The sequence below is a fragment of the Streptomyces sp. A012304 genome, assembly GCF_026008495.1.
Taxonomy (GTDB): domain Bacteria; phylum Actinomycetota; class Actinomycetes; order Streptomycetales; family Streptomycetaceae; genus Streptomyces.
This window is the reverse complement of record NZ_BQUN01000012.1, coordinates 19,823-39,796: the sequence shown is the minus strand read 5'-3', so window position 1 is coordinate 39,796 and position 19,974 is coordinate 19,823. Positions and strand designations below refer to the sequence as shown.

General features: G+C 72.3%; 16 protein-coding genes. 6 read left to right on the top strand and 10 right to left on the bottom strand.

What is annotated here, in order from left to right; genetic code table 11:
- Positions 1–44 precede the first annotated feature (44 nt).
- Together ALMP_RS03310 and ALMP_RS03305 are read right to left on the bottom strand one after the other, a co-directional pair.
- Positions 45–1,313 carry a serine/threonine-protein kinase gene (locus tag ALMP_RS03310; protein WP_264924509.1) on the bottom strand — a complete coding sequence of 423 codons (1,269 nt, stop codon included), beginning with the start codon at positions 1,311–1,313 and terminating at the stop codon, positions 45–47.
- An 851-nt stretch (positions 1,314–2,164) separates the two neighbouring features.
- Positions 2,165–2,608 carry an SsgA family sporulation/cell division regulator gene (locus tag ALMP_RS03305; RefSeq protein ID WP_264924508.1) on the bottom strand — a complete coding sequence of 148 codons (444 nt, stop codon included), beginning with the start codon at positions 2,606–2,608 and terminating at the stop codon, positions 2,165–2,167.
- 366 nt (positions 2,609–2,974) lie between these two features.
- Between ALMP_RS03305 and ALMP_RS03300 the strand changes: the two genes are divergently transcribed.
- Both ALMP_RS03300 and ALMP_RS03295 read left to right on the top strand, forming a co-directional pair.
- Positions 2,975–3,871 (top strand): alpha/beta fold hydrolase, encoded by an 897-nt coding sequence (locus ALMP_RS03300; protein WP_264924507.1) that lies wholly within the window; start codon positions 2,975–2,977, stop codon positions 3,869–3,871.
- A 178-nt stretch (positions 3,872–4,049) separates the two neighbouring features.
- Entirely contained in the window at positions 4,050–5,024 is a 975-nt protein-coding gene (locus tag ALMP_RS03295) for an SMP-30/gluconolactonase/LRE family protein (protein ID WP_264924506.1), read from the top strand.
- 188 nt (positions 5,025–5,212) lie between these two features.
- On the opposite strand, the gene ALMP_RS03290 is transcribed toward ALMP_RS03295, so the two are convergent.
- From ALMP_RS03290 to ALMP_RS03265, 6 genes are all read right to left on the bottom strand, one after another.
- The gene (locus ALMP_RS03290; RefSeq protein WP_264924505.1) at positions 5,213–5,488 is read right to left on the bottom strand and encodes a WhiB family transcriptional regulator; all 276 of its coding nucleotides are present in this window, start codon (positions 5,486–5,488) and stop codon (positions 5,213–5,215) included.
- 29 nt (positions 5,489–5,517) lie between these two features.
- Positions 5,518–6,231, bottom strand: coding sequence for an alpha/beta fold hydrolase (locus tag ALMP_RS03285; protein ID WP_264924504.1), 714 nt, complete (start codon positions 6,229–6,231; stop codon positions 5,518–5,520).
- A gap of 59 nt (positions 6,232–6,290) precedes the next feature.
- On the bottom strand, positions 6,291–7,103 hold the full coding sequence (locus tag ALMP_RS03280) for a helix-turn-helix domain-containing protein (RefSeq protein ID WP_264924502.1): 813 nt from the start codon (positions 7,101–7,103) through the stop codon (positions 6,291–6,293).
- Between the two features lie 194 nt (positions 7,104–7,297).
- Positions 7,298–8,140, bottom strand: a complete 843-nt coding sequence (locus ALMP_RS03275; protein WP_264924500.1) for an alpha/beta fold hydrolase — start codon at positions 8,138–8,140, stop codon at positions 7,298–7,300.
- 206 nt (positions 8,141–8,346) lie between these two features.
- On the bottom strand, positions 8,347–9,582 hold the full coding sequence (locus tag ALMP_RS03270; RefSeq protein WP_264924499.1) for a CdaR family transcriptional regulator: 1,236 nt from the start codon (positions 9,580–9,582) through the stop codon (positions 8,347–8,349).
- A gap of 207 nt (positions 9,583–9,789) precedes the next feature.
- Entirely contained in the window at positions 9,790–10,659 is an 870-nt protein-coding gene (locus ALMP_RS03265) for an SDR family NAD(P)-dependent oxidoreductase (RefSeq protein WP_264924497.1), read from the bottom strand.
- A 57-nt stretch (positions 10,660–10,716) separates the two neighbouring features.
- Here ALMP_RS03265 and ALMP_RS03260 point away from each other — a divergent pair, with 57 nt between their 5' ends.
- From ALMP_RS03260 to ALMP_RS03250, 3 genes are all read left to right on the top strand, one after another.
- Positions 10,717–11,169, top strand: a complete 453-nt coding sequence (locus ALMP_RS03260; protein WP_264924496.1) for a MarR family winged helix-turn-helix transcriptional regulator — start codon at positions 10,717–10,719, stop codon at positions 11,167–11,169.
- Positions 11,170–11,332: 163 nt separating this feature from the next.
- Positions 11,333–11,983: a DUF4232 domain-containing protein gene (locus ALMP_RS03255; RefSeq protein ID WP_264924495.1), complete on the top strand. Its 651-nt coding sequence runs from the start codon at positions 11,333–11,335 to the stop codon at positions 11,981–11,983.
- Between the two features lie 120 nt (positions 11,984–12,103).
- Positions 12,104–14,950, top strand: a complete 2,847-nt coding sequence (locus ALMP_RS03250) for a LuxR family transcriptional regulator (protein WP_264924493.1) — start codon at positions 12,104–12,106, stop codon at positions 14,948–14,950.
- Here the strand turns inward: ALMP_RS03250 and ALMP_RS03245 are convergent.
- Complete coding sequence (locus ALMP_RS03245; protein ID WP_264924492.1) at positions 14,877–17,690, bottom strand: LuxR family transcriptional regulator; 2,814 nt, start codon at positions 17,688–17,690, stop codon at positions 14,877–14,879. The genes ALMP_RS03250 and ALMP_RS03245 overlap by 74 nt on opposite strands.
- A 142-nt stretch (positions 17,691–17,832) precedes the next feature.
- Between ALMP_RS03245 and ALMP_RS03240 the strand changes: the two genes are divergently transcribed.
- Positions 17,833–18,696, top strand: a complete 864-nt coding sequence (locus tag ALMP_RS03240; protein ID WP_264924490.1) for an AraC family transcriptional regulator — start codon at positions 17,833–17,835, stop codon at positions 18,694–18,696.
- A gap of 207 nt (positions 18,697–18,903) precedes the next feature.
- Here ALMP_RS03240 and ALMP_RS03235 read toward each other — a convergent pair whose 3' ends face one another.
- On the bottom strand, positions 18,904–19,791 hold the full coding sequence (locus ALMP_RS03235) for a helix-turn-helix domain-containing protein (protein WP_264924489.1): 888 nt from the start codon (positions 19,789–19,791) through the stop codon (positions 18,904–18,906).
- Positions 19,792–19,974 lie beyond the last annotated feature (183 nt).

Sequence of the window (19,974 nt, the reverse complement as noted above, 5' to 3'; positions counted from 1 at the left end):
GGGGCGTGCCGGGGGAGGCACCTGGAGCGGTGCGCGGGATGTGGTCAGAACGCGGCGCGCGCCGCGTACGCCTCGCGCAGCTGCTGGGCGGTGCGGCGGGCCTGGGCGGAATGGCGCAGGGAACGAGCCGGGGTCCGACCGGTGGGGCGAGGCCGCCGTGGCACGTCCTCGCTCGGAGCGCTCTGCTGGTGCTCCGCGTTCGGAGGCACCGGGGCCGTGGGCTCCGATTGAGCGGGTGGCTCGGCCTGTGCCGTCTGCTGTGGCGCGGCGAGATGCATGGTGGGCTGGGTATCCGGAGCGGGCCCGTCCACGACCGTGGGTACGGTCGACGGTTCGTCATGACGCGGCGTGGCTGCCGGGTCGGACATAGCAGGGACGGGAGCAGGAAGGGCGCTTTCCGGCGGCGCCGGTAGCAGCGTCGGGAAGTCCTGACGGGGCGCGGCCGTGTAGGTGGTGAGACGCCGGCGTGCCTGCGCGAGCTTCAGCCCTTGCGCCTCGACCAGGCCACGGCACTGCTGGACGACCTCGGTGATCGTGGGCCGGTCCTGAGGGTGGTGGGACAGCATGGCCGTCAGGAGGGGGACCAGCTCGGTTGGCGCTCCCGTCAGATCGGGGGCGGTCGTCGGATCGGTCACCATGTGAAACAGCACGTGGATGTTGTTCGCGTGGTACGGCAGGTGGCCCGTCGCGGCGAACAGGAGAACCGTACCCAGTGCGTACACGTCGACGGCGCTCGTCAGCGGCTTCACACCGTTGGCCTGCTCGGGCGGCATGCACGATGGGGTGCCGACGACCGTGTTGGCGGCGGTGAGGGTAGCGCTCGACTCGGCGAAAACCGCGAGGCCGAAGTCGATGATCTTGGGGCCGTTAGGGCCGAGCAGGATGTTCGCGGGCTTCAGGTCCCGGTGCAGCAGTCCCTGCTTGTGCACATAACCCAGGCCTTCGGCAAGGGTAGCGCCGAGGGACAGGACGAGGAGCGCGGGCAGCGGGCCATGGGTCACCACATGCTTGCCGAGGTCCGGACCCTCCACGTACTCCGTTGCCAGCCAGGGCTGTTCCGCCTCCGCGTCCGCGTCGAGGAGCTGCGCGATCCGCGCGCCCCAGACCGTCTTCAGGATCTCGATCTCCTGCGCGAAGCGGAGCCGGGCGGTCGAATCGACGACCGACGGCTTGATGATCTTCACCGCGGCCGGCTCACCGCCTGGAGACTCGCCCAGGTACACCTGTCCCATGCCGCCCTGGCCGATCCGGCCCAGCAGCTCAAAGCCGCCGATCTGTGCCGGATCCTCGGGGCTGAGCGGCGTGGTCTGCACGTCTGTGTCTGTCCTTCGGTCGGGTCCGCCGGTCGGGAGCTGTCGAAGCGGCTCCGCAACAAGCTAGCCGATCCGGCCGACAACCTGAGCACATCGAGCGGACCGTCTGAAGCCCCGATGGCGATGAAGCCCTCTGGCCCGGAACGCTTGGGAACGACGGCGGCTGGTCCTGCCGATCTGCAGCAGGCGTGGAGGTCCGCGACCCCTGCACGAAGGCTGATTCCGTAGACGGGGAACCGTGCCGCGTCCTGCCCCGTCCTCGCGACTTCCGATGAGGGGGCCCACCTGCGCTTGCGTAGCCGTCAGAGTAGCCGTGGGCGCGGTCAATTGGAATGTTTACGCAGGTCATAGCGCTGCGATGACTCTCCCCGGCGTACAGCCCGACTCGTCTGCCGCTCCGCATTTCCGCAGGTCAGAGCCCAGGTTTCCCCTCTGGACAAGGCAAGCCGTGTACCGGCTGCTCGCCGACGCCCTGCCATCCGACAGCCGGTGCCGGATCGTCCACCTGGCTGCCGCCGTCCATACGGACGGGGAACTCGCCCTCCTGGTGCACAGCGTCAGGACCGCCACGCGCCCCGATCGGCCAGGAGCGGCAGGAGCAGTTGATGCAGGGACGCGAAGAGTGCCGACTTGCCCGAGCCCGCCTCACCGAGCAGGAGTGGCATCCCGGGGTCGTCCCGTCCGCGCGGCGGGGTGGGACAGGGACCGGAGTGTGGTGGGTCTTCGGTACGAGTTCCCCCTTCTCGTGTCACGCCATGGGCCGCGAAGATGCAGTGAGCAGGCGGAGGTCATCCTGTCGGCGTCCGCACCCAGGGTGGCGCGATGGTGATCCAGGCCTCCTGGACGGCGGCTCACTCGCGGCCGGCCGTGAGCCGGTCGATTAGGCGGTCGACATCGACGTGGTGGTGCTCGGTGCCCGGCGGCACCAGCGCCTCGGACCGGCGCAGGAAGTCCATGACCACAACCGCGCGAGCCGCGAGGAGCGCCGCCCCGGTGCGGGTGCGCAAGAGGATACGGACCGAATCCGGATCGCACCGGTGCCGCGGGATGACCACCACGTCTCCGATCCCCGAAGGCCGACGGACTCCCTCCATGAGGAGCGACCGGGCGAAAACCCAGTCGATGGAAGGGACCAAGGGGGCACCCATGCACAGACGCACGGCGTAGGGATCGGCCATGTCGTAACGGAGTTCGGCGGGGAGTGGCACCCACGGTGCACCGGCCACGCTGATCTTGACTTCCGTCGGGAAAACGATCGAGGATGCATCCGCGTCATAGGAAAGAGGGATTCTCACTCCGCCCCCTGTCTCTGAGAATTCTTACGGTTTCGAGCGACCGTACGCCAGGGACGGTTGGGTTTCTTGACGGCACGTGCACCGGGTGTTGTCCGTAAAAGCACCCGCTACTCCACCGCTCCGGTGGTGGGCCGCCGGGCGGCGGTGTGCGCAGTGCACCGTGCGTGTTCCCAGAGTGCACTGATCCCGCCCGTCACTCGCCTTTCCGTTTTCCTCGTGGTTGGTTTCTCGGTAGGTGAATTCTATGGCTGGGGTCCCAGCGGCTGAATTTCATCGGCGCTGCATTCCGTTTTTGAGTCGATTTCCATGCGGGATGTTCAGGCGTCCGCAGCTCGTCAACAAGTTGATGTGCGAGGGAGAAACCACATGAAACCCAACGCCCGGCCGTTGCGCACAAGGTCCGGTGCGCTCGCCCTGGCCGGTGTCATAGCCGCCGCGGGCACCGTGTTCGTTGCGACCCAGGTAACCGCGGCACCGGCGACCACGACGGCCTCCGTGATGACGGCGTCCGAGGCGGCAGGCGGCAGCAAGCCGACGATCGTGCTGGTGCACGGCGCCTGGGCCGACGCATCGAGCCGGAACGGGGTCACCAGCCGCCTCCAGCACGCCGGTTACACCGTCTACGCCCCGCCGAACCCGCTGCGCGGGGTCTCCCAGGACGCCGAGACGCTGAGTGATTTCCTGGCGACCATCCCGGGTCCCATGGTGCTCGTCGGGCATTCCTACGGCGGCTTCGTGATCACCAACGCGGCGGTGAACGCCCCGAACGTCAAGGCGCTCGTGTACGACAACGCGTACATCCCCGACCAGGGCGAGACCGTCTTCCAGATCAACGCGGCCGAGCCGGGCTCGTGCGTGACGGCCGAGCCGTCGACGTTCCTGAACCTGGTGCCCTACCCGGGCGCAGCGGACGGCGATGTCGACGCGTACCTCAAGTTCGCGCCCAGCGGCGACTACAGGGGCTTCCAGGACTGCTTCGCCAACGGTGTCTCCAACGAGCAGGCCCGCCTTCTCGCCGCCGGGCAGCGGCCGTTCGCGGTGAGTGCGGGGTCGCAGCCGTCAGGGGCTCCGGCGTGGAAATCGATCCCGTCCTGGGCGGTCGTCGGCACGCAGGACCACGTCATTCCGCCCGCCGAGCTGCGCTTCATGGCCGAACGGGCACACGCCCGCATCACCGAGGTCAAGGCGGGTCACCTCTCCCTGGTCACGCGCCCCGACGTGGTCGCCGACACCATCACCGCCGCCGCGAGGACGGCCGGCTGACCGTGTGACCGGCCCCGCCCGGCCCACCTGGGCCGGGCCGCCGTACCCGGTCAAGTCTCCCCGCGTCAGCGCGGGGCAGGGCCCGCCGGTCCATCCGCCGCTGTGGCAGCGGTTCGTGGGCTGACCGGCTGCCCCCACCCGAGAAGCACCGACACGAGAAAGAAAAGAGCGAGACTCCATGCCCAAGAGCCCCACCCGAACCCGCGCCGGCCTGCTGGCCTCCGCCGTCGTGGCGGCCCTCGCCGTCACCGCGGCAGGGCCCACGACCCTGGCGACCGCCGCCCCGAGACCGGATGTGCGCTTCGTCGCCCACCTCGACATGGCGGACGGGCAGCGGCCGGAGAACATCACCCTGGAGCCCGGCGGCAGTGCCGTCGTCACGTTCGCCTTCAGCCGCCAACTGGCCCGGATCGACCGCGACGGCACCGTGCGCGTCCTCGCCACCCTGCCCGAACCCCCGGCCGGCGCCACCACCCCCGCCCTGTCGTCACCGTTCCTCGGCGGTGTCGTCCGCGCCCACGACGGAACCCTGTACTTCGTCTATGCCACCGGCAGCAGCGACCTGACGGGCCTGTGGCGCCTGCGTCCCGGCGGCATCCCGCAGCGCGTCGCCGCGCTCCCGGCCGACGGACTGCCCAACGGCCTGGCGCTCGACCGGAGCCGACGCCACCTCTACGTCGCCGACTCGGTCCTCGGCACGGTCTGGCGGATACCGGCCGGCGGAGGCACGGCCACCCGCTGGTCCACCGCGCCCGAACTGGCCGCCGCCGGATTCCTCGGCGCCAACGGCATCAAGGTCCACGACGACGCCGTATGGGTCTCCAACCTGGACCAGGGCACCGTGCTGCGCATCCCGGTCACCCGGCGCGGTACCGCGGGTCCCGTCCAGACCCGGGCCACGGGCCTGAAGGACATCGACGACTTCGCCTTCACCGGCCGGGGCGACACCCTCCTCGCCGCGATCAACGCGGACAACGAGGTCGCCCTGGTCCGGCCGGACGGCAGCCACAGCGTCGTACTGACCGGTGCCGACGGCCTGGAGAACCCGACCTCGCTCGCCGTACGCGGCACCACCGCCTACATCGCCAGCGGTGCCTACTTCACCAACCACGATCCCAACCTCCTGGCCGCCCGGATCGAGCGGACCGAGTGATGGGTAAGGAGCGGAGCACCAAGTCATCGGCCGCCTTCGACGCGGACGCGTTCCGCGGGTCGGCGGTGTCTTCCGGGCTCCCAGCCGCACCCTGACGGACGCCCACCCGTACCTGCTGCGCCGCTCCTGGCGAGCCGCCCGACGCCGGGGCCGCGGAAGCGATCCGCCGCCCCGGCGTCCGCATGTGGTCACCCTCGCGTACGGTCGCCGTACGGCGCACGCCGTTCGGACTCGCTCCGGCCGCCCCACACGCCGTAGCGCTGGTCGGACTGCTCCGCGAAGGCGGTGCACTCCGGGCGCACCGGGCAGCCCCGGCAGATCTCGTGCGCGGCCTCCTCGCGCTGCCGGCGCGCGTGGCCCCGCTCGCCGGGCGGGGAGAAGAACACTGAGCTGTGCATGCCCCGGCAGGCGGCCTCCGCCTGCCATTCCCAGTGCCGCAGCAGCGGTTTGAGCGAAGTCTTCATCGGTCCGTTCCTCCTTGACGAGGCGGTGGTCAGCTCACCGCGTGGACGGCGTCGCGGATGAGCCGCGCGACCTCCGTGGGCTGCGAGAGGGGTACGGCGTGCGAGGCGCCGTCGAGTTCGACGACGGTCGCGCCGGCCCGCGCGGCGCCGAACCGCTCCACGTCCGGGCCGATCGCCCGGTCCGCGCCCGCCACCAGAGCCCAGGAGGGCCTGGTCCGCCAGGCCGCGGCGGTGGCCTTCTCGTCGAACGCGGCAGCGGCGAGCGGCCGTTGGCAGGAGCCGAGCACCTTGACGACCGTGCCGGTCACGTCGGCGGCGAACACCGATGGGAAGGCCTCCTCGGCGATGGTGACCTCGACGGCCTCACCGCCGCCGGGAACTGGGTACGTCCACTCCATGAGGTCGCCCGCCAGCCCGGCCGGCGGGAAGCGGCCCTGCAGTTCGCCCAGGCTCTCGCCCTCCTCCAGGACGTACGCGGCCACGTACACCAGCGCGACGACGTTCGCGGCGGTGCCCGCGACGGTGATCACCGCGCCGCCGTAGGAGTGCCCGACCATGACGACGGGACCGCGGATCTGGGCGGCCACCGAGGCGATGTGGGCGGCGTCGGCGGCCAGGCCGCGCAGCGGGTTCGGCGCGGCGACGACCGGGATGCCGTGGCTCTGCAGCTCGGCGACGACGGCGAACCAGCTGGCCGCGTCGGCGAACGCCCCGTGGACGAGGACGACGGTGGGCTTGGGCATGGGGGTTCCCTTTCGGATCACGGAGGGTGCCGGCGGCGGGGGGTGGGAATGGGGGCGGTTCAGGAGTCGGCGGACACCGCGGCCCGCCACTCCTTGGGCGAGAGGCCGTACGCCTGCCGGAAGACCCTGCTGAAATGTGAGGGGCTGGTGAAGCCCCAGCTGTGCGCCACGGCGGCCACCGTGCGGCGCTGCCGCCGCAGTTCGGCACGGCAGGCGTCCAGCCGGCGCTGCCGTATCCAGGCACCCACCGAGGTGCCGCCGCTCTGGAAGAGCTTGTGCAGGTAACGCACCGAGATGTGGTGCGCGCGGGCGATCGACTCGGGGGAGAGGTCCGGGTCCATGAGGTGGTCCTGGATGTGGTGCTGGATCCTCGTCAGCAGGTCGTGGCCCGGGCCGGCCGTGGGCGGCCTGCGTTCCTGGAGGACCTCGCCGACGAGCAGCGCCACCAGGTCGGCCGTGTTGAGGGCGAGCCGTCGACCGCCGGCCAGTCGCTCGGGCCCCGGTGTTCTGGCGAGGGCGGTCAGGAACTGGGAGGCCAGCGACGCCAGTCCGCCGCGCCCGCTGAGATGGGTGTGGGGGACCTCGCGCGGGTCGCCCGCCGACGCGTCGAGCAGGGAGAAGGGAATCCGGAACACGGCCGGCTGTGCGGGGCCGGGCGCGAATCCGAGGCGACGGCCGGCGCTGATGACGAGATCGCCGGGCTCCATACGCACCAGGGATTCGCCCTCCAGGACCACGATGTCGTCGGAGACGTTGACGGCCAGATAAAGGTGATCGCCGTCGTCGCCGACGGGCCAGGGCAAGGCGATGAAAGGGCCCGAGTCGTTTCCCGGGGCCGTTCCGGACGGCTTCTGCCGGGGTGTTTCAGGCATGGGTGAGGTGGTCGACCGGGTCACTTCGGGCTCCCGTCGTTTCGTGTTCTCGTGTTCGGTTCTAAGAGGAATAGTCCGCGGAATAGTCCGCGGAACCCATGGAATAGCTGCACGGAATTACCGCGTGAAATTACCGCTTGGAATTAATGCGCGGAATTGACGTGCGGGCAGCGGGAATTGAGCGAGCCGCGGATTCAGGCGTCCGCGTGCGCCAGGAAGGTGCCGACCACCGCGTTGAAGGCGGCCGGATTCTCCAGGAACGGGAAGTGCGAGTTGGCCACGCCGGCCGGGAAGACATGCAGCCGGGCGTCAGGGATCCGCTCCGCGACGAACCGCTGCGAGCGGGGGTGGACATGGCTGCCGTCGCACCCGATGACCAACGTCGGCACATCGATGCGCGGCAGCACGTCCCGCCAGTCCTGGGCGGCGTGGTCGAAGAGCAGGGGCACACCGGCGTGGGCCGGTGTGGATTTGATCTGCTCGCCGACGAAGGACAGCAACTCGGGGTCGGGGTCGCCGGAGAACATGCCGCGGACGAAGTCGTACCGCACCCGCTCGCCGTCCGGCCCGGCAAGTTGTGCGCCGAGCGCGACGAGTCCAGCCACGTCGATGATGGCGCCCGACTGCTCCTGCTCCTCGGTCGACATCCACGGTACGGCGGCGACGGCGGCGGGCTGGTCGACGCTGACGAAACGGCGGATGCGGCCGGTGCCGTACTGGTCGATGAAGCTCCACCACACCGAGGACCCCATCGACCAGCCGAGCGCGTCGAATCGGTCGAGCCCCAGGTGGTCGACGAGCTCCAGGACATCGGCGGCGAAGCGGGCGATCCGGTAGCCGTGGTGCGGCTTGTCGGAATGCCCGTGCCCCCGGAAGTCCACGGTGATGACGCGGCGGGCGGGTGCCTGCCCCGCCGTCTGGTGCCGGAACATCTCCTGCGTCTGGCCCCAGCCGTGCAGCATCACCAGCGGGAAGCCCTCGCCTCCGCTGTCCCGGTACACCAGACGTACCCCGTCACTGGTCGTCAGCTGTCCCATGCCCACTTCGGCCGCTCCTCGTCATCGCTGTACTCCGCCACTGCGTTGGGCCGACCTGTCGTCGGCGCGATGTCAGGGACGGCTCCTGGCTACCGCGATTGTGTGTCGCCCGGGCCCCCGGCCACCACCGCGCTCCGTAGGGATCGGTCGGCGAATTCCGCATCACTCTGTAGGAAGCGCCGGGAACGCGTGTGACCTGGCTCTCCTCAGACGTGTTCCGCCAGTAGTTCCCGCATCCGCAGGCCGAGGTGGAGCACGAGCCGGTCGCCGCCGTTGTCCAGATCCAGGCCGGTGATCTCCTGGATCTGGCGCAGCCGGTAGTAGAGGGAGGTGCGGTGGATCTGGAGGATCTCCGCCGTACGCGGTATGGACCCGGCGTGTTCCAGGAAGCACGCCAGTGTCTCCTCCAGCCGCTGGCCACCGGTGCTGTCCAGCAGGCGGCGCAGTGGTCCGGGCAGCAGCGACGGAGTGAGGGCATGATCCGGCACCTGCAGGAGTACGGCGAGTTCGCCCAGCGAGTCCCAGATGCCGACGCCCTTCAGATGCGTCAGTCGGCGTGCCGCGCGGGCCCCTACGAGCGCCTGTTCGTGCGAGGTCCAGGCGTCGGCGAGCCCCTCCTGGGAGCCGCCGATGCCGAGCACGGGGGCGGCCGAAGTCTCCAGGTAGGCGGTGAGTGCCTCCTTGACGGTCGTGGCCTGCTCCACGAGTTCCCGCTCCGCCATTGGCTGGGCAGACAGCTGCAGCAGCACTGCGCCGTCCTGCGAGACGGCCAGGGCGCCCTCGGCCGCGCGCGTGCTGCGGAACCGCTCCAGGGCTCCGCGCAGGGCGAGTTCCACCTGGCCGGGCGGTTCGCTGGAGCGGGAGACCTGCACGACGGTCACCACGGCGTGCCGGGCGTCGGGCAGAGCGCCGCTGTCCAGGAGCTGCTGACGGGCGGCGGCGCGGGCCGTCTCTCCGGTGCCGAGCAGACCGAGCAGCGCCTCCCTCAGGTCGGTGTCCCCGGTGTCGGCGGCGAGTTGGTCGGCGCGGAGCTGGGCGGTGATCGCCGGGACGGCCCGGGCGATGGCGTCGGTCTCCTCGGCCGCCAGGGTCCCGTCGGGCGCGACGACCATCAGCAGGCCGAGGAGTTCGCCGCGCTCGCGCAGCGGGACGCAGTAGCGGGTGAGCAGTCCGAGGTCGTCGCGGCCCTCGACGAAGTCCGGCTTCGTCCAGCGGGCGACGCCCTGGTCGAGGACGTACCGGATGATCTGCGCGTCGGCCCGGCCCTGCAGCAGGCTGCGGATGCGGACGGGGTCCTCGTCCCCGAAGTGCTGGCTGGAGGAGATCAGCCGCACCAGCGGATCGTCGACGACCACGGACCGCTGGAGCCGCACCGCGAGTTCCTCGATCAGTTCCTGCAGTGCGTCACTGCCCACCCGGACACGTTTCCGCTGCTCGGCCATGGTGTCTCCCCTCGTACTGCGCGTCTTTCTACAAGGCGTGAATCACCGGGGCCAAGTTTCCGACAAACTGCGGAGCCCCGGCCCCGGGGACCGGAACACGTCGGCAGACGGCCGGATCACCAGGTCCACGGCCGGGCTCGCGTCTTCGGTACGTCCACCCCGCACTCGATGGCGGCGCGAAACTGTGCACTCTCAGCAACGCCCGGCTCACCCCACCCCGTGCTCGGCGAGGAGCGCCACGGTCTCGTGCCACAGCTCCTTCTGCACGCGCGCGTCGCGGCCCGGCTCGGGGCACTCCAGGGGCAGGGCGTCGCGCACGGAGAAATAGCCTCCGCTGAGGAGGGCGAACGCCGGGTCGGAGGCGAGCCGCACGATGATGCCGGCGCCCTTGCGGGGATCACCGACGCCGAGGACGTTCAGCAGCCGCCGGAGGACTCCGGAGCCGGGCAGGTCCCGGCCGAGGCCGGTGGCGTTGAACCCGGGGTCACAGCAGTTGACGGTGACCTGCCGGGGATCCAGCCGCCGGGCCAGCTCCTGGGTCCACATGATGGTCATGAGCTTGGTCCGCCCGTACAGGGCCATCGACTCGCGACGGGTGTAGGGGTCGGTACGGCGCAGATCCTCGGCCGGGGCGATCGTCCTCGCCTGCCGGGCCGCCTCGGAGGCGACGTTGACGATCCGCGCCGGTGCCGAGGCGGCGAGGAGCTGCGTCAGGGCCTGGGTGAGGACGAACGGCCCCAGGTAGTTGACCGCGGTCATCTCGGCGAGGCCTTCGACGGTGACGCGCTGCGAGAAGGCGTGCAGACCGGCGTTGTTGACCAGCACGTCCACCCGCGGCAGGCGGGCGGCGATCTCCTCCCCGGCCCGGCGCGCCTGGGAGATGAGCCCCAGGTCGGCGTGGAAGACGTCGAAGGGTATGTCGGACGCCACCGCCTCGACCTCGCTCCGCAGGGACTCGGCCTTCTTGCGGGAGCGGACCACCGCCCCGATGCGGTAGCCGCGCCGGGCCAGTTCGAGGGCGGCGACGCGGCCCAGTCCGGAGGTGGCTCCGGTGATCACGGCAACGGGGTGGTCCATCACGCTCCCCTATTGATGAGGTACCTCATGAATATGTTGTGGGAGACTACCCGAACCATGAGCCAGCACGAAGTGATGAGCGCCGAAGCCATTCCTGAGCAGGTAGGACTGTCATTCCTCGCCCTCGCCCACGACGTGCGTGAGCGGCTCGACCGGCACATGGTCGCGGCCGCCGGGATCTCCCTGGCCCGCACCAAGGTTCTCCAGGTGCTGGCCGCCCACGGCACGCTGCACCAGGCCGAACTCGCCGATGCCCTCGGCCAGGCGCCGCGCTCGGTCACACAGATCGTGGAGGGCCTGGAACGCGGCGGCCTGATCGCCCGCACCGGCGACCCCGACGACCGCCGCCGCAAGACCGTCTTCCTGACGGAGAAGGGCCGGACGGCCCTCACAGCGGCCGAGCGGGCTGGAACGCAGCTGCTCCGCCGTCTCTTCGGCTCGCTCGACCGGCGGCAACTGGCCGCCCTGGAAGCGCTGCTGGCCCGTATCGAGACGGCTGACGCGGACTGACGGCCCGGCCGCCGCACCTGGACGCACAGTCGTGTTCCCACGGTGCACAGAGCCCCGGCGGTCGCCACACCCGTGCCTTCCTGGCCCGAGGATGAATCGCGGACAACGACCCCGATCTCCTTGTCGCCCCGTCGCAAGGACCGAGTGACAAGGAAGCCAGACCATGACGCACCCCGGAGCCACGGCCGCCGCACTCGCCTGCTGCGCGACGCTCGCGGCCGCGCTGAGCGGCTGTACGAGCGACGACGCGGGAAAGCCGTCCACGGCTACGACAGCGACTACGGCTACGACAGCGGCGGCGACCGCGACGGCGACGGCGACGGTTACGGTGACCGAGCCCGGCACCGAGGCCCCGGCCACCGCGGCCTCCACCGCCCCCGCAGCCGCCACGGGCACCCGATGCCACACTTCCGAGCTGCGGGCATCCATCGGCCCCGACCACCCCGGAGCCGGCCAGGAGAACTTCGCCGTCGTCCTCACCAACGGCTCCCGCCGCACCTGCACGGTGTACGGCTACCCGGGCCTCGCGTTCGTCGACAGCGCCGGAGACGCGGTCACCCCGAACCCCGAGCGGAGCGGCGCGCAGGAGGCCCGGAAGGTGGCGCTCGCCCCCGGGGCCAGTGCCTGGTCCGCGCTGACCTTCGCCAACCCGGCGCTCACCGGGGTCACCACCGTGACGCCGGCCGCCGTGCTCGTCACCCCGCCCGACGAGACCGCGTCGATCAGGGTCGCGTGGACCGGCGGGAAGGTCTCCAACACGGGGAAGGCGTCGGTGCCGCGGGTGAGCCCCGTCGCGCCCGGCAACGGCAGCTGAATCCCGTCGATCCGGCGCCGTCCCCCCATGCACGACTCCTACCTCTTGGCCCCCGTCTGGTCTACTGAGCGAGCCCCGGAAGAGCGGCGGCATGGCGGGGACGAAGGGGGAGCGGGGCTCATGAGCGGTGCGGGTGTGCCCGAGGGCGAAGGGGCCGTTCCGGTCCTGGCCGGGCGGGATGCGCACATCGCGGTCATCGGGGCGGCGCTGGCGGAGATCCGCTCCACCGGGGCATCGGTCCTGTTGCGCGGCGATCCCGGCATGGGCAAGACCGCGCTGCTGGAGGTGGCTGAAGCGGCGGCTCGCCGCGCAGGTCTGCGCGTGCTGCGGATGACCGGTGCCGAGGCGGAGTCGGGGCTGCCGTTCGCCGCGCTGCACCAGGTCCTGTGGCCGCTGCTCGACGACGCCCAGGTGGCCCTGACGGAGGACCAGCGCGCGGCGCTGGAACGGGCGTTGGGGCTGCGCGAGGGTAAACCCCCCGAGGGGTTCACCGTCGCCGGCGCCGCCCTGACCCTGCTCGCCCATGCCGCGGCCCGTCGGCCTCTCGTCCTCCTCCTGGACGACCTCCAGTGGGCGGATCCGTCCAGCACCGCCGTGTTCGGGTACGTCCGCCTGCACCTGGCCCCGCTGCCCGTCGTCATCATCGCGGCCACGCGGTTCACGGGAGCCGTGAGCCGGCGCGATCCCGACGACACCGAAGGACTGCCCGGCCGCCTGCTCGACCTGGAACCCCTCGACGAACGCCAAGCGGAACTGCTCCTCGGTGCCCTCCACCCCCGACTCCCCGACGGGGCACACCACCGCGTGCTGCGCGCCGCGGGCGGCAACCCCCTCGCGCTGCACGAGTTTTCGGCACAGGTGCGCGAGGCGGCGCTGGACGGCCCCGCTCACCTGGAGGGACCCCCGCCCACCCCGTTCGCCGACCCCTTCGACGAACTCCCCCTGAGCGAACGCCTCGGCCGCCTCTACGAAGACCGCCTCCGCGCCCTCCCCGCCCCCGTCCGCCATCTCCTCCTGGTCGCGTCCCTCGGCGGCTCCTTCGCCCAACGCGTCACCGTGCTGCGGGAGTTGGCCGACCGTGACCCCGACACCAGCTGGGCGGAGTTCCAGGACCGCACAGCCGCCGCCGGCCTGGCGTACACCGACCCGGCCTCGGGCCACCTGTCCTTCCACCACCCGCTCGTCCGGGCCGGTGTCGCCCACATCGCCGCGCCCGCCGAACGCCGGGCCGCGCACCGCCTGCTCGCCGACGCCCTGCCCGACAGCAGCTCGCAGCGGATCGTCCACCTCGCCGCCGCGGCCATCGGCACCGACAGCGAACTCGCCGTGCTGGTCCAGGACGAGGCGGACCGGATGGCCGCGCAGGGCGCCGACGCCGAAGCGGCCCGGATGATGGCGCGGGCGGCCGGGATCAGCCCGGACCCGGTGAGCCGGACGGCGAGGTTCGTCACCGCCGCCATGATGGCGGTGCGGGGCGGACGCCTGCGCCTCGCCGCCGAACTCGTCGCCCAAGCCGAGACCGAGGCCCGCCCGGGACAGCCGGAGCCCGCCGCCGTGTACGCCTTCGTCGTCGCCTGCACCCGGCTGCAACTCGACGGTGATCCGATGCCGGCCATCGAGCTCCTGCCCCAGGCGCTGGACCTGCTCTCCTCACCCGCGGCGGTCGAGCAGCGCGCGGCCCTGCTCGACCGCGTCCTCTTCCTGCTCCTCGTCGTCGCCGTGTGCACCGGAAACGAGCAGGCGTGGGCCGTCACCGAACACCCCCTGGCGGACACCTCCGAACTCGCGGTGCTGTGCCGGCGCGCCTGGGCGGGCCCCTCCGATACCGCCGACGATGTGCCGCTCCGGCTGCGGGAGGCGGTCGCCGCACTGCCCGAGGACCAGGAGACCGCCGCCGCCTGGCTCCTGCTGTGGACGGCCGCCGCCGTCGACGCGGTCGGGGAGCAGCGCGAGCTGTGGAGCCGGTTCGCGCGCCGTCATGCGTACGCGACTCAGGCGTTCCTCGACGTCGTCCGGGCCCACGACGACTTCCTGCACGGCCGCTGGGACGCATCCCTCGCCGCCTCCCGGCAGGGCGCCGAGATCGCCGCCGGCTGCGGCCACCGGTTCACCGAGATGCTGTTCCTGCAGAACGTGGCCGAGGTCCTCGCCGCCCGCGGCGACCGCGCCGGACTCGCCGAGCTGGAGCCGGTCCTCGGCACGGCGGCCCGTGAGCGGCACATGCGTCCACTCGCGGAGCGGCTGACGGGGCTGAAGGTACTCACCGCCCTCGCCGACGGACGCGCGGAGGATGCCTGGCAGCACGCGCGGGTCCTCACCCCCTCCGGCGCCGTACCGCCCCGTACTCCCTGGTTCCATCTCTCGCTCGTCGACTGGGTGCAGGCCGCCGTCGACAGCGGGCGGCGGGCCGAGGTGCCGTGCCACCTCAAGGCCGTCAGGGCGGCCGGGATCGACCGGGTCTCGTCCCACCACGCCTTCCTCGTCGCCGTCGCCGAGGCCATCGCCACCGACGACGAGGACGAGAGGGAAGAGCGGTACGCGGTCGTGTACGCCCACCCCGGCGCCGGCACCTGGCCCTTTCCGCTGGCCCGCGCCCACCTGGCCCACGGTGTGGCACTGCGGCGACAGGGCCGGGGCGATGCCGCGACCGGTCACCTCGAAGCAGCGCTCACCGCCTTCACTCGCCTCGGCGCCACCCCCTGGGCCGACCGGGCGTCCCGCGAAGTCGCCGCGTTGACCGAGGCCCCGGCCCATCCTGTGCTCTCCGCCCAGGAGTTGCGCATCGCCGAACTCGCCGCCGAGGGCCTGACCAACCGTCAGATCGGTGACCGGCTCGGACTGTCACCCCGTACCGTCGGCGCCCATCTCTACAAGATCTTCCCCAAGCTGGGCATCACGACCCGGGCCGGAGTGGCCCTTGCTCTGGCGGAGCCGCCAGAGCCCGGGCCAGAGCGGCCCGGGAGGTGATCCCCAGTTTCGGGAAGATGCGGTAGAGGGCCGCGCCGACCGTACGGGGAGAGAGCTTCAGTGCCGCGCCGACCTCCTTGTTCGTGAGGCCGGTGGCCACCAGGCGGGCGATGCGGAGCTCCTGGGCCGTGAGCGGGCAGGCGGGCGCCGCCGGGTCCGGAAGGAGGCCCACCGCACGCAGTTCGTCCTGGCACCGCTGCTCCCAGGGCGTGGCCCGCAGCTCGCGGAAGGTGCGGAAGGCGGTGTGCAGCAGCTCGTCCGCCTCCGCCCGCCGGCCCCTCGCACAGAGCCGGGAACCGTGGGCCAGCCGCAGCCGTGCCAGGTCGAAGACCCACCGGCCCGCGCCCGGCACCGCGTACGCCGCCGCGTAGGCCGCGTCCGCCGCGTCCGCCCCTTCGTCCTCGGCCACCAGCGCGGTGGCCGCCGCCAGCAGGAAGGCGTGGTGCCCCGAGATCTCGTCCATCCGCGCCGCCCGCCCGGCCGCGACAAGGGCGAGCGCCTCCGCCTGCCTGCCACAGCGCACGGCGGCCGCGACGAAGTCGAAGAACGGGAGGTGGAACCAGGACAGGTCGCCCGGCAGCTCGCCCGGCGTCATCATGCGGCGCAGCCGAGCGTACGACTCCTCGTACCGGCCGTGGGCGAGAGCGGCCAGGGCGTCGAGGTGGTCCAGGTGGTCGGTGACGAACCGCATCCGGGCCCGTGCGGCGATCGGTGCGATCCGCTGCCGTATCTCCCGCAGGCCCCGCTCGTCACCGCGGCCCGCCAGGAAGTACGCGTAGTAGTGCCGGAAGAGCAGGGCGTTGGTGTGATAGCCGAGTTCCTCGGCGGTGTCGGCCTCGCGCAGACAGTCCTCCGCCGCGTCCCAACGGCCGCGCAGGAACGCCTGGTGGCAGCGCGATTTGGCGACCGAGCCCTGAGTGGCGTACGCGTGCTCGCCGCTGAACAGACGCCACAGGTCCGGGTCGGCGCCGTCCACCGCCGCCGCGGCCCACAGCAGCAGCCAGGCGGCGCCTGTCTCCCGCCGGGCCGTCATACGCGTCACCATGGCCCGCAGCTCCGCCTCCGCGCCGTGCGCCGTGCGCGGCGGGTCCGCCCAGGCGCGGTGGCACAGACGGGCGGCCGGGGAGACACGTTCACGGTGCCGCTCCAGGGTCTCCCAGCCTCGGGGGTCGCCGGTGTACGCGGACGCCAGCAGCAGCTTGAAGAACATCTGCTCGACGAGGTCGCCGTGGACCGGCGCGTCCGGGGCGCCCGGGGCGGTGAGCGCGGCCAGGGCCGCCGGCAGCAGGGAGAAGGTGGACGCGAAGTCGACGTGGTGGCTCTGGTCGACGTACACGACCGCGTAGGCGAACAGCGGGGCGACGTCCTGCGGTACGGGGCCCCGCTTCAGCTCCTCCACCAGCCGGGCGGCGTACGCCAGCCGGCCGCCGCGGGCCGACATCACGGCCGCCCAGGTCAGCCGGCGGGCCCGCGCCTCGGGGTCGACGCTGAGGGCCGCCGCGCGGTCAAGGAGCAGAGCCCCTTCCGCGTCGCCGCCGCGCAGCGCGATACGGGTGCCGGCCTCCTGGAGCCGTGCGGCCAGCGGTTCGGCGGGCCCCTCGGCGGCCGACGCCTCGTGCACGAGCCGGCGCGGGTCGTCCTCCCGCAGCCGCCCCGCCAGCGTCCGGTGCGCCGCCCGCAACTCCGGCTCCGCGGCGGAGGCGATCACCGCGCTCCGTACCAGCGGATGCCGGAACACCAGCCGCCCGGCCTGATCGAGACTGGCCAGCCCGGCGGCCTCGATGTGGCCGAGGAGGTGTTCCGTACGGCCGGGACAGGGATCCGGTTCCGTGCTGGTGCCGTCGGCGGCGGAGCCCGGCCCGAAGACCGCCTCCCCGATGGTCCCGTCGGCGCTGTCGAGCGCGGTGAGGAGGAGCAGCCGGGCCGCGTCCGCGGGGAGCGCGCGCAGGCGTCGTACGAACAGCGCTTCCAGGCGTTGTCCCAGGGGGAGTTGCTCGGGCAGGGGCGCGATGCCCTGGCGGTGTTCGGTGGCCAGCTGGCCGGGGAGTTCGGCCAGGGCCAGGGGGTTGCCCGCGGCCTCGGCGACGACCCGCTGGGCGGTGGCGGCGGCCAGGGCGGGGTGCCAGCGGCTGAGGAGGGTGCGGGAGTCGTCGCCCGAGAGGGCCTCCACATCCACCGGGAGCGCGGGCCAGCCGTCGAGGGCGGGGCCGCCGGGGCGGCTGGTGCAGACCATGACCGTGCGCAGGTCGGTGAGGCGCTGATGGAGGAAGAGGAAGACGGCGGCGCTGGAGGAGTCCACCCAGTGCAGGTCGTCCACGAGGATGAGCACGGGGCGCCGGCGCGCCTCCTTCGCGAGCAGCGCCAGCGCGGACGCGCCGACCATGAAACCGCCCGAGGGAAGGCCGTCGCGCAGCCCCAACGCCCGTTCCAGGGCGGCCCGTTGCGGTGGCGGCAGGGCGCGCGAGTTGCCCAGCAGGGGGCCGAGCACCTGGTGCAGCGCGCCGAAGGCGATGCCGACCTCCGCCTCGCTGCCCCCCGCCCGCAGCACGGTGAAGCCGCTGCGCTCGGCCCGCGCGGCCGTCCAGTCCAGCAGCGCGGTCTTCCCGATCCCGGCCTCACCGCGCAGCACCATCGCCGAGCCGCCCGCCGCGGACCGTGCCCTCTCCAGGGACCGCTCCAGCAGTGTGCGCTCCCGCTGCCGACCGACCAGTGCCGTGTCGTCGTCCCGGCCGCTCCTCACGGTCCCCCCCCCCACGTCGTACACGTCAGACAAGAAGGGTGCCATGACCTCGATGGCCCGAGCGCGCACGGTTCTTGACTCTGCCCGCACGGATCGCCGCACCGCCTTCTGCTTCCCCCGCGAGCAGCCGAGGCTGGAACCCATGGACTCGACACCCGCACCCGCCCGCCTCACCACCACCGGCACCACGCTCGGCTTCCTGTGGATGGGCACGGTACGGGGCACGGCACAGGGTTACGTCTGTGAGCCGGGTGACGAGATGGCCGAACCGCATCTGCTGCTGGGCGTCCACACCTCCGGTACTGCGTCCCTGGTCCGCCGAGGGGTGTCTCAGCCCTGCCGGGCCGGGGACCTCTTCGTGTGCGAGGGCGGCGAGCCTTTCGCCCTCCACCGGCAAGAGGCCGCGGACTTCGAGCTGCATCTGGTGCGGATCCCGAGGCGGGCCATGGCGCTCACCGACGGCCAGGCGCGGGACCTCGGGCGGCGGGCGCCGTTCGCCGACGGGGCCGTTGCGCCGCTGCTCGTCCCCTTCGTACGGGGGCTCGCCGACGCACCCGCGTACGCGCCGGCGACGGCAGTGCATCTGGCGGGCAGCGTGGCCGAGCTGGTGGCGCTGCTGGCCGTCGAGGACATCGACTCCGGGCCGCGGGACGGCGGCGCCGAGCGCGGTCAGCTGGTGCGGGGGATACGCGCCCACGTCGACGGGCGGCTGTGGGACCGGGAGCTGACGCCGGGCGCCGTCGCCGCGGCCCAGCACATCTCCCTCCGCTACCTCCACAAGCTCTTCGAGGGACACGGCAGCACGATCGGCCGCTGGATCCAGCACCGCCGCCTGGAGGAGGCACGCCGGGAACTGGCCCGTCCGGGGCTGTACGACACCACGGTGGCCGCGGTCGCCCGACGCTGGGGCTTCGCCAGCGCGACCCACTTCAGCCGCGCCTTCCGCGCGGCGTACGGCGTACCGCCGAGCGACTGGCGCGAGGAACGGACGCGCTCGTTGTCGTAGACGGGCTGGGGTCTGCGCTAACGGTGTGCCGTTCAGCGATTGGTGGGGGGATCGGATGTGCCCATTGTCGTAGGCCGGCCGTGGCCTGCGCGCGTGTTGGGTGCCCGGCGGCCGACGGGAGCCGGATGTGCCCCGCTGTCCCGGGGGCCGCCCCGCACGGCGGACCGCCCGGCGGTCGGCGCGACGACCGGGCCCGCCCGTCGCCCCCTAGGAGACCGGGGGCTGCTCGGTCGTGTGGGTGCGGACCCGGCGGCGCCACTCCTGCGGGGACTGTCCGTAGACGGCCTTGAAGGAGCGGCTGAAGTGGGCGGCATTGCGGAAGCCCCAGCGGGCGGCCACCACGGCGATGGACTGGCTCACCCGGGCGCGGCGGACGAGTTCACGGGCGCACTCCTCCACGCGGCGGCGCAGAATGAGCCGGCCCACGGAGACGCCCTCGTCCTCGAAGAGGCGGTAGAGGTAGCGGACCGAGATGAGGTGCGCGGCGGCGATGCGCTCGGCGGACAGCTCGGGGTCGTCGAGATGGCGGTCGATGTACTCACGGATGGTGAGGACGAGTTGGTGGCGTCCGGCCCGGCGGTCCGCCTCCTCGTCCTTGTCCTCGGTGAGTTCGTGGACCAGGGCGGCCACCAGCTCGGTGACGATGCCCCCGAGCCGCTCTCCCACCGCGGGGGGCGTCCGGGAGGCCGACTCGTCGAGGTTGTGGAGGAGGGGGGCCAGCAGCGCGGCCACCCCGTCCGTAGGCGGGAGGGCGCGGGCGGTGACGGTGCGCAGGGCGGTGTCGGGGACGTGCAGGGCGTGGGCGGGGAGGCGGAAGAGCAGCAGCCGGGACGGGGCCTCCCGGTCGATGTCGGCTCTGAAGGGCCGGCGCAGGTCGATCAGCGCCAGCTGCCCGCTCTCCACGCGCGTACCGCGGCCGTCCTGGACCAGATGCACGGCACCGTCGCCGGGGACCAGCACGGCGATCGCGTCCCCGGCTCCCGCGTACCGGACGAGGGAGCCCGGCTCACAGACGGTCAGGCGCAGGTAGCCGAAGTGATGCACGGACGCGGAACCGGCGGGCGCCGGCTGTTCGACTCCAGACAGAGTGCTCATGATGACTCCCCCCAGTCCCTTTCACGCCCCATGGCACAAGCCTGTGACGACGGCATCGGGCGGCGTTAGGTCATATGACTGCACGCCCTGTGCGAGCCGGCCTGGAACTGTGCACTCAGCGGCACAAGGCGAGTACGCCCACCTCACCCGTATGCTGTCGACGGCCCCTAGGGTGGATACCGC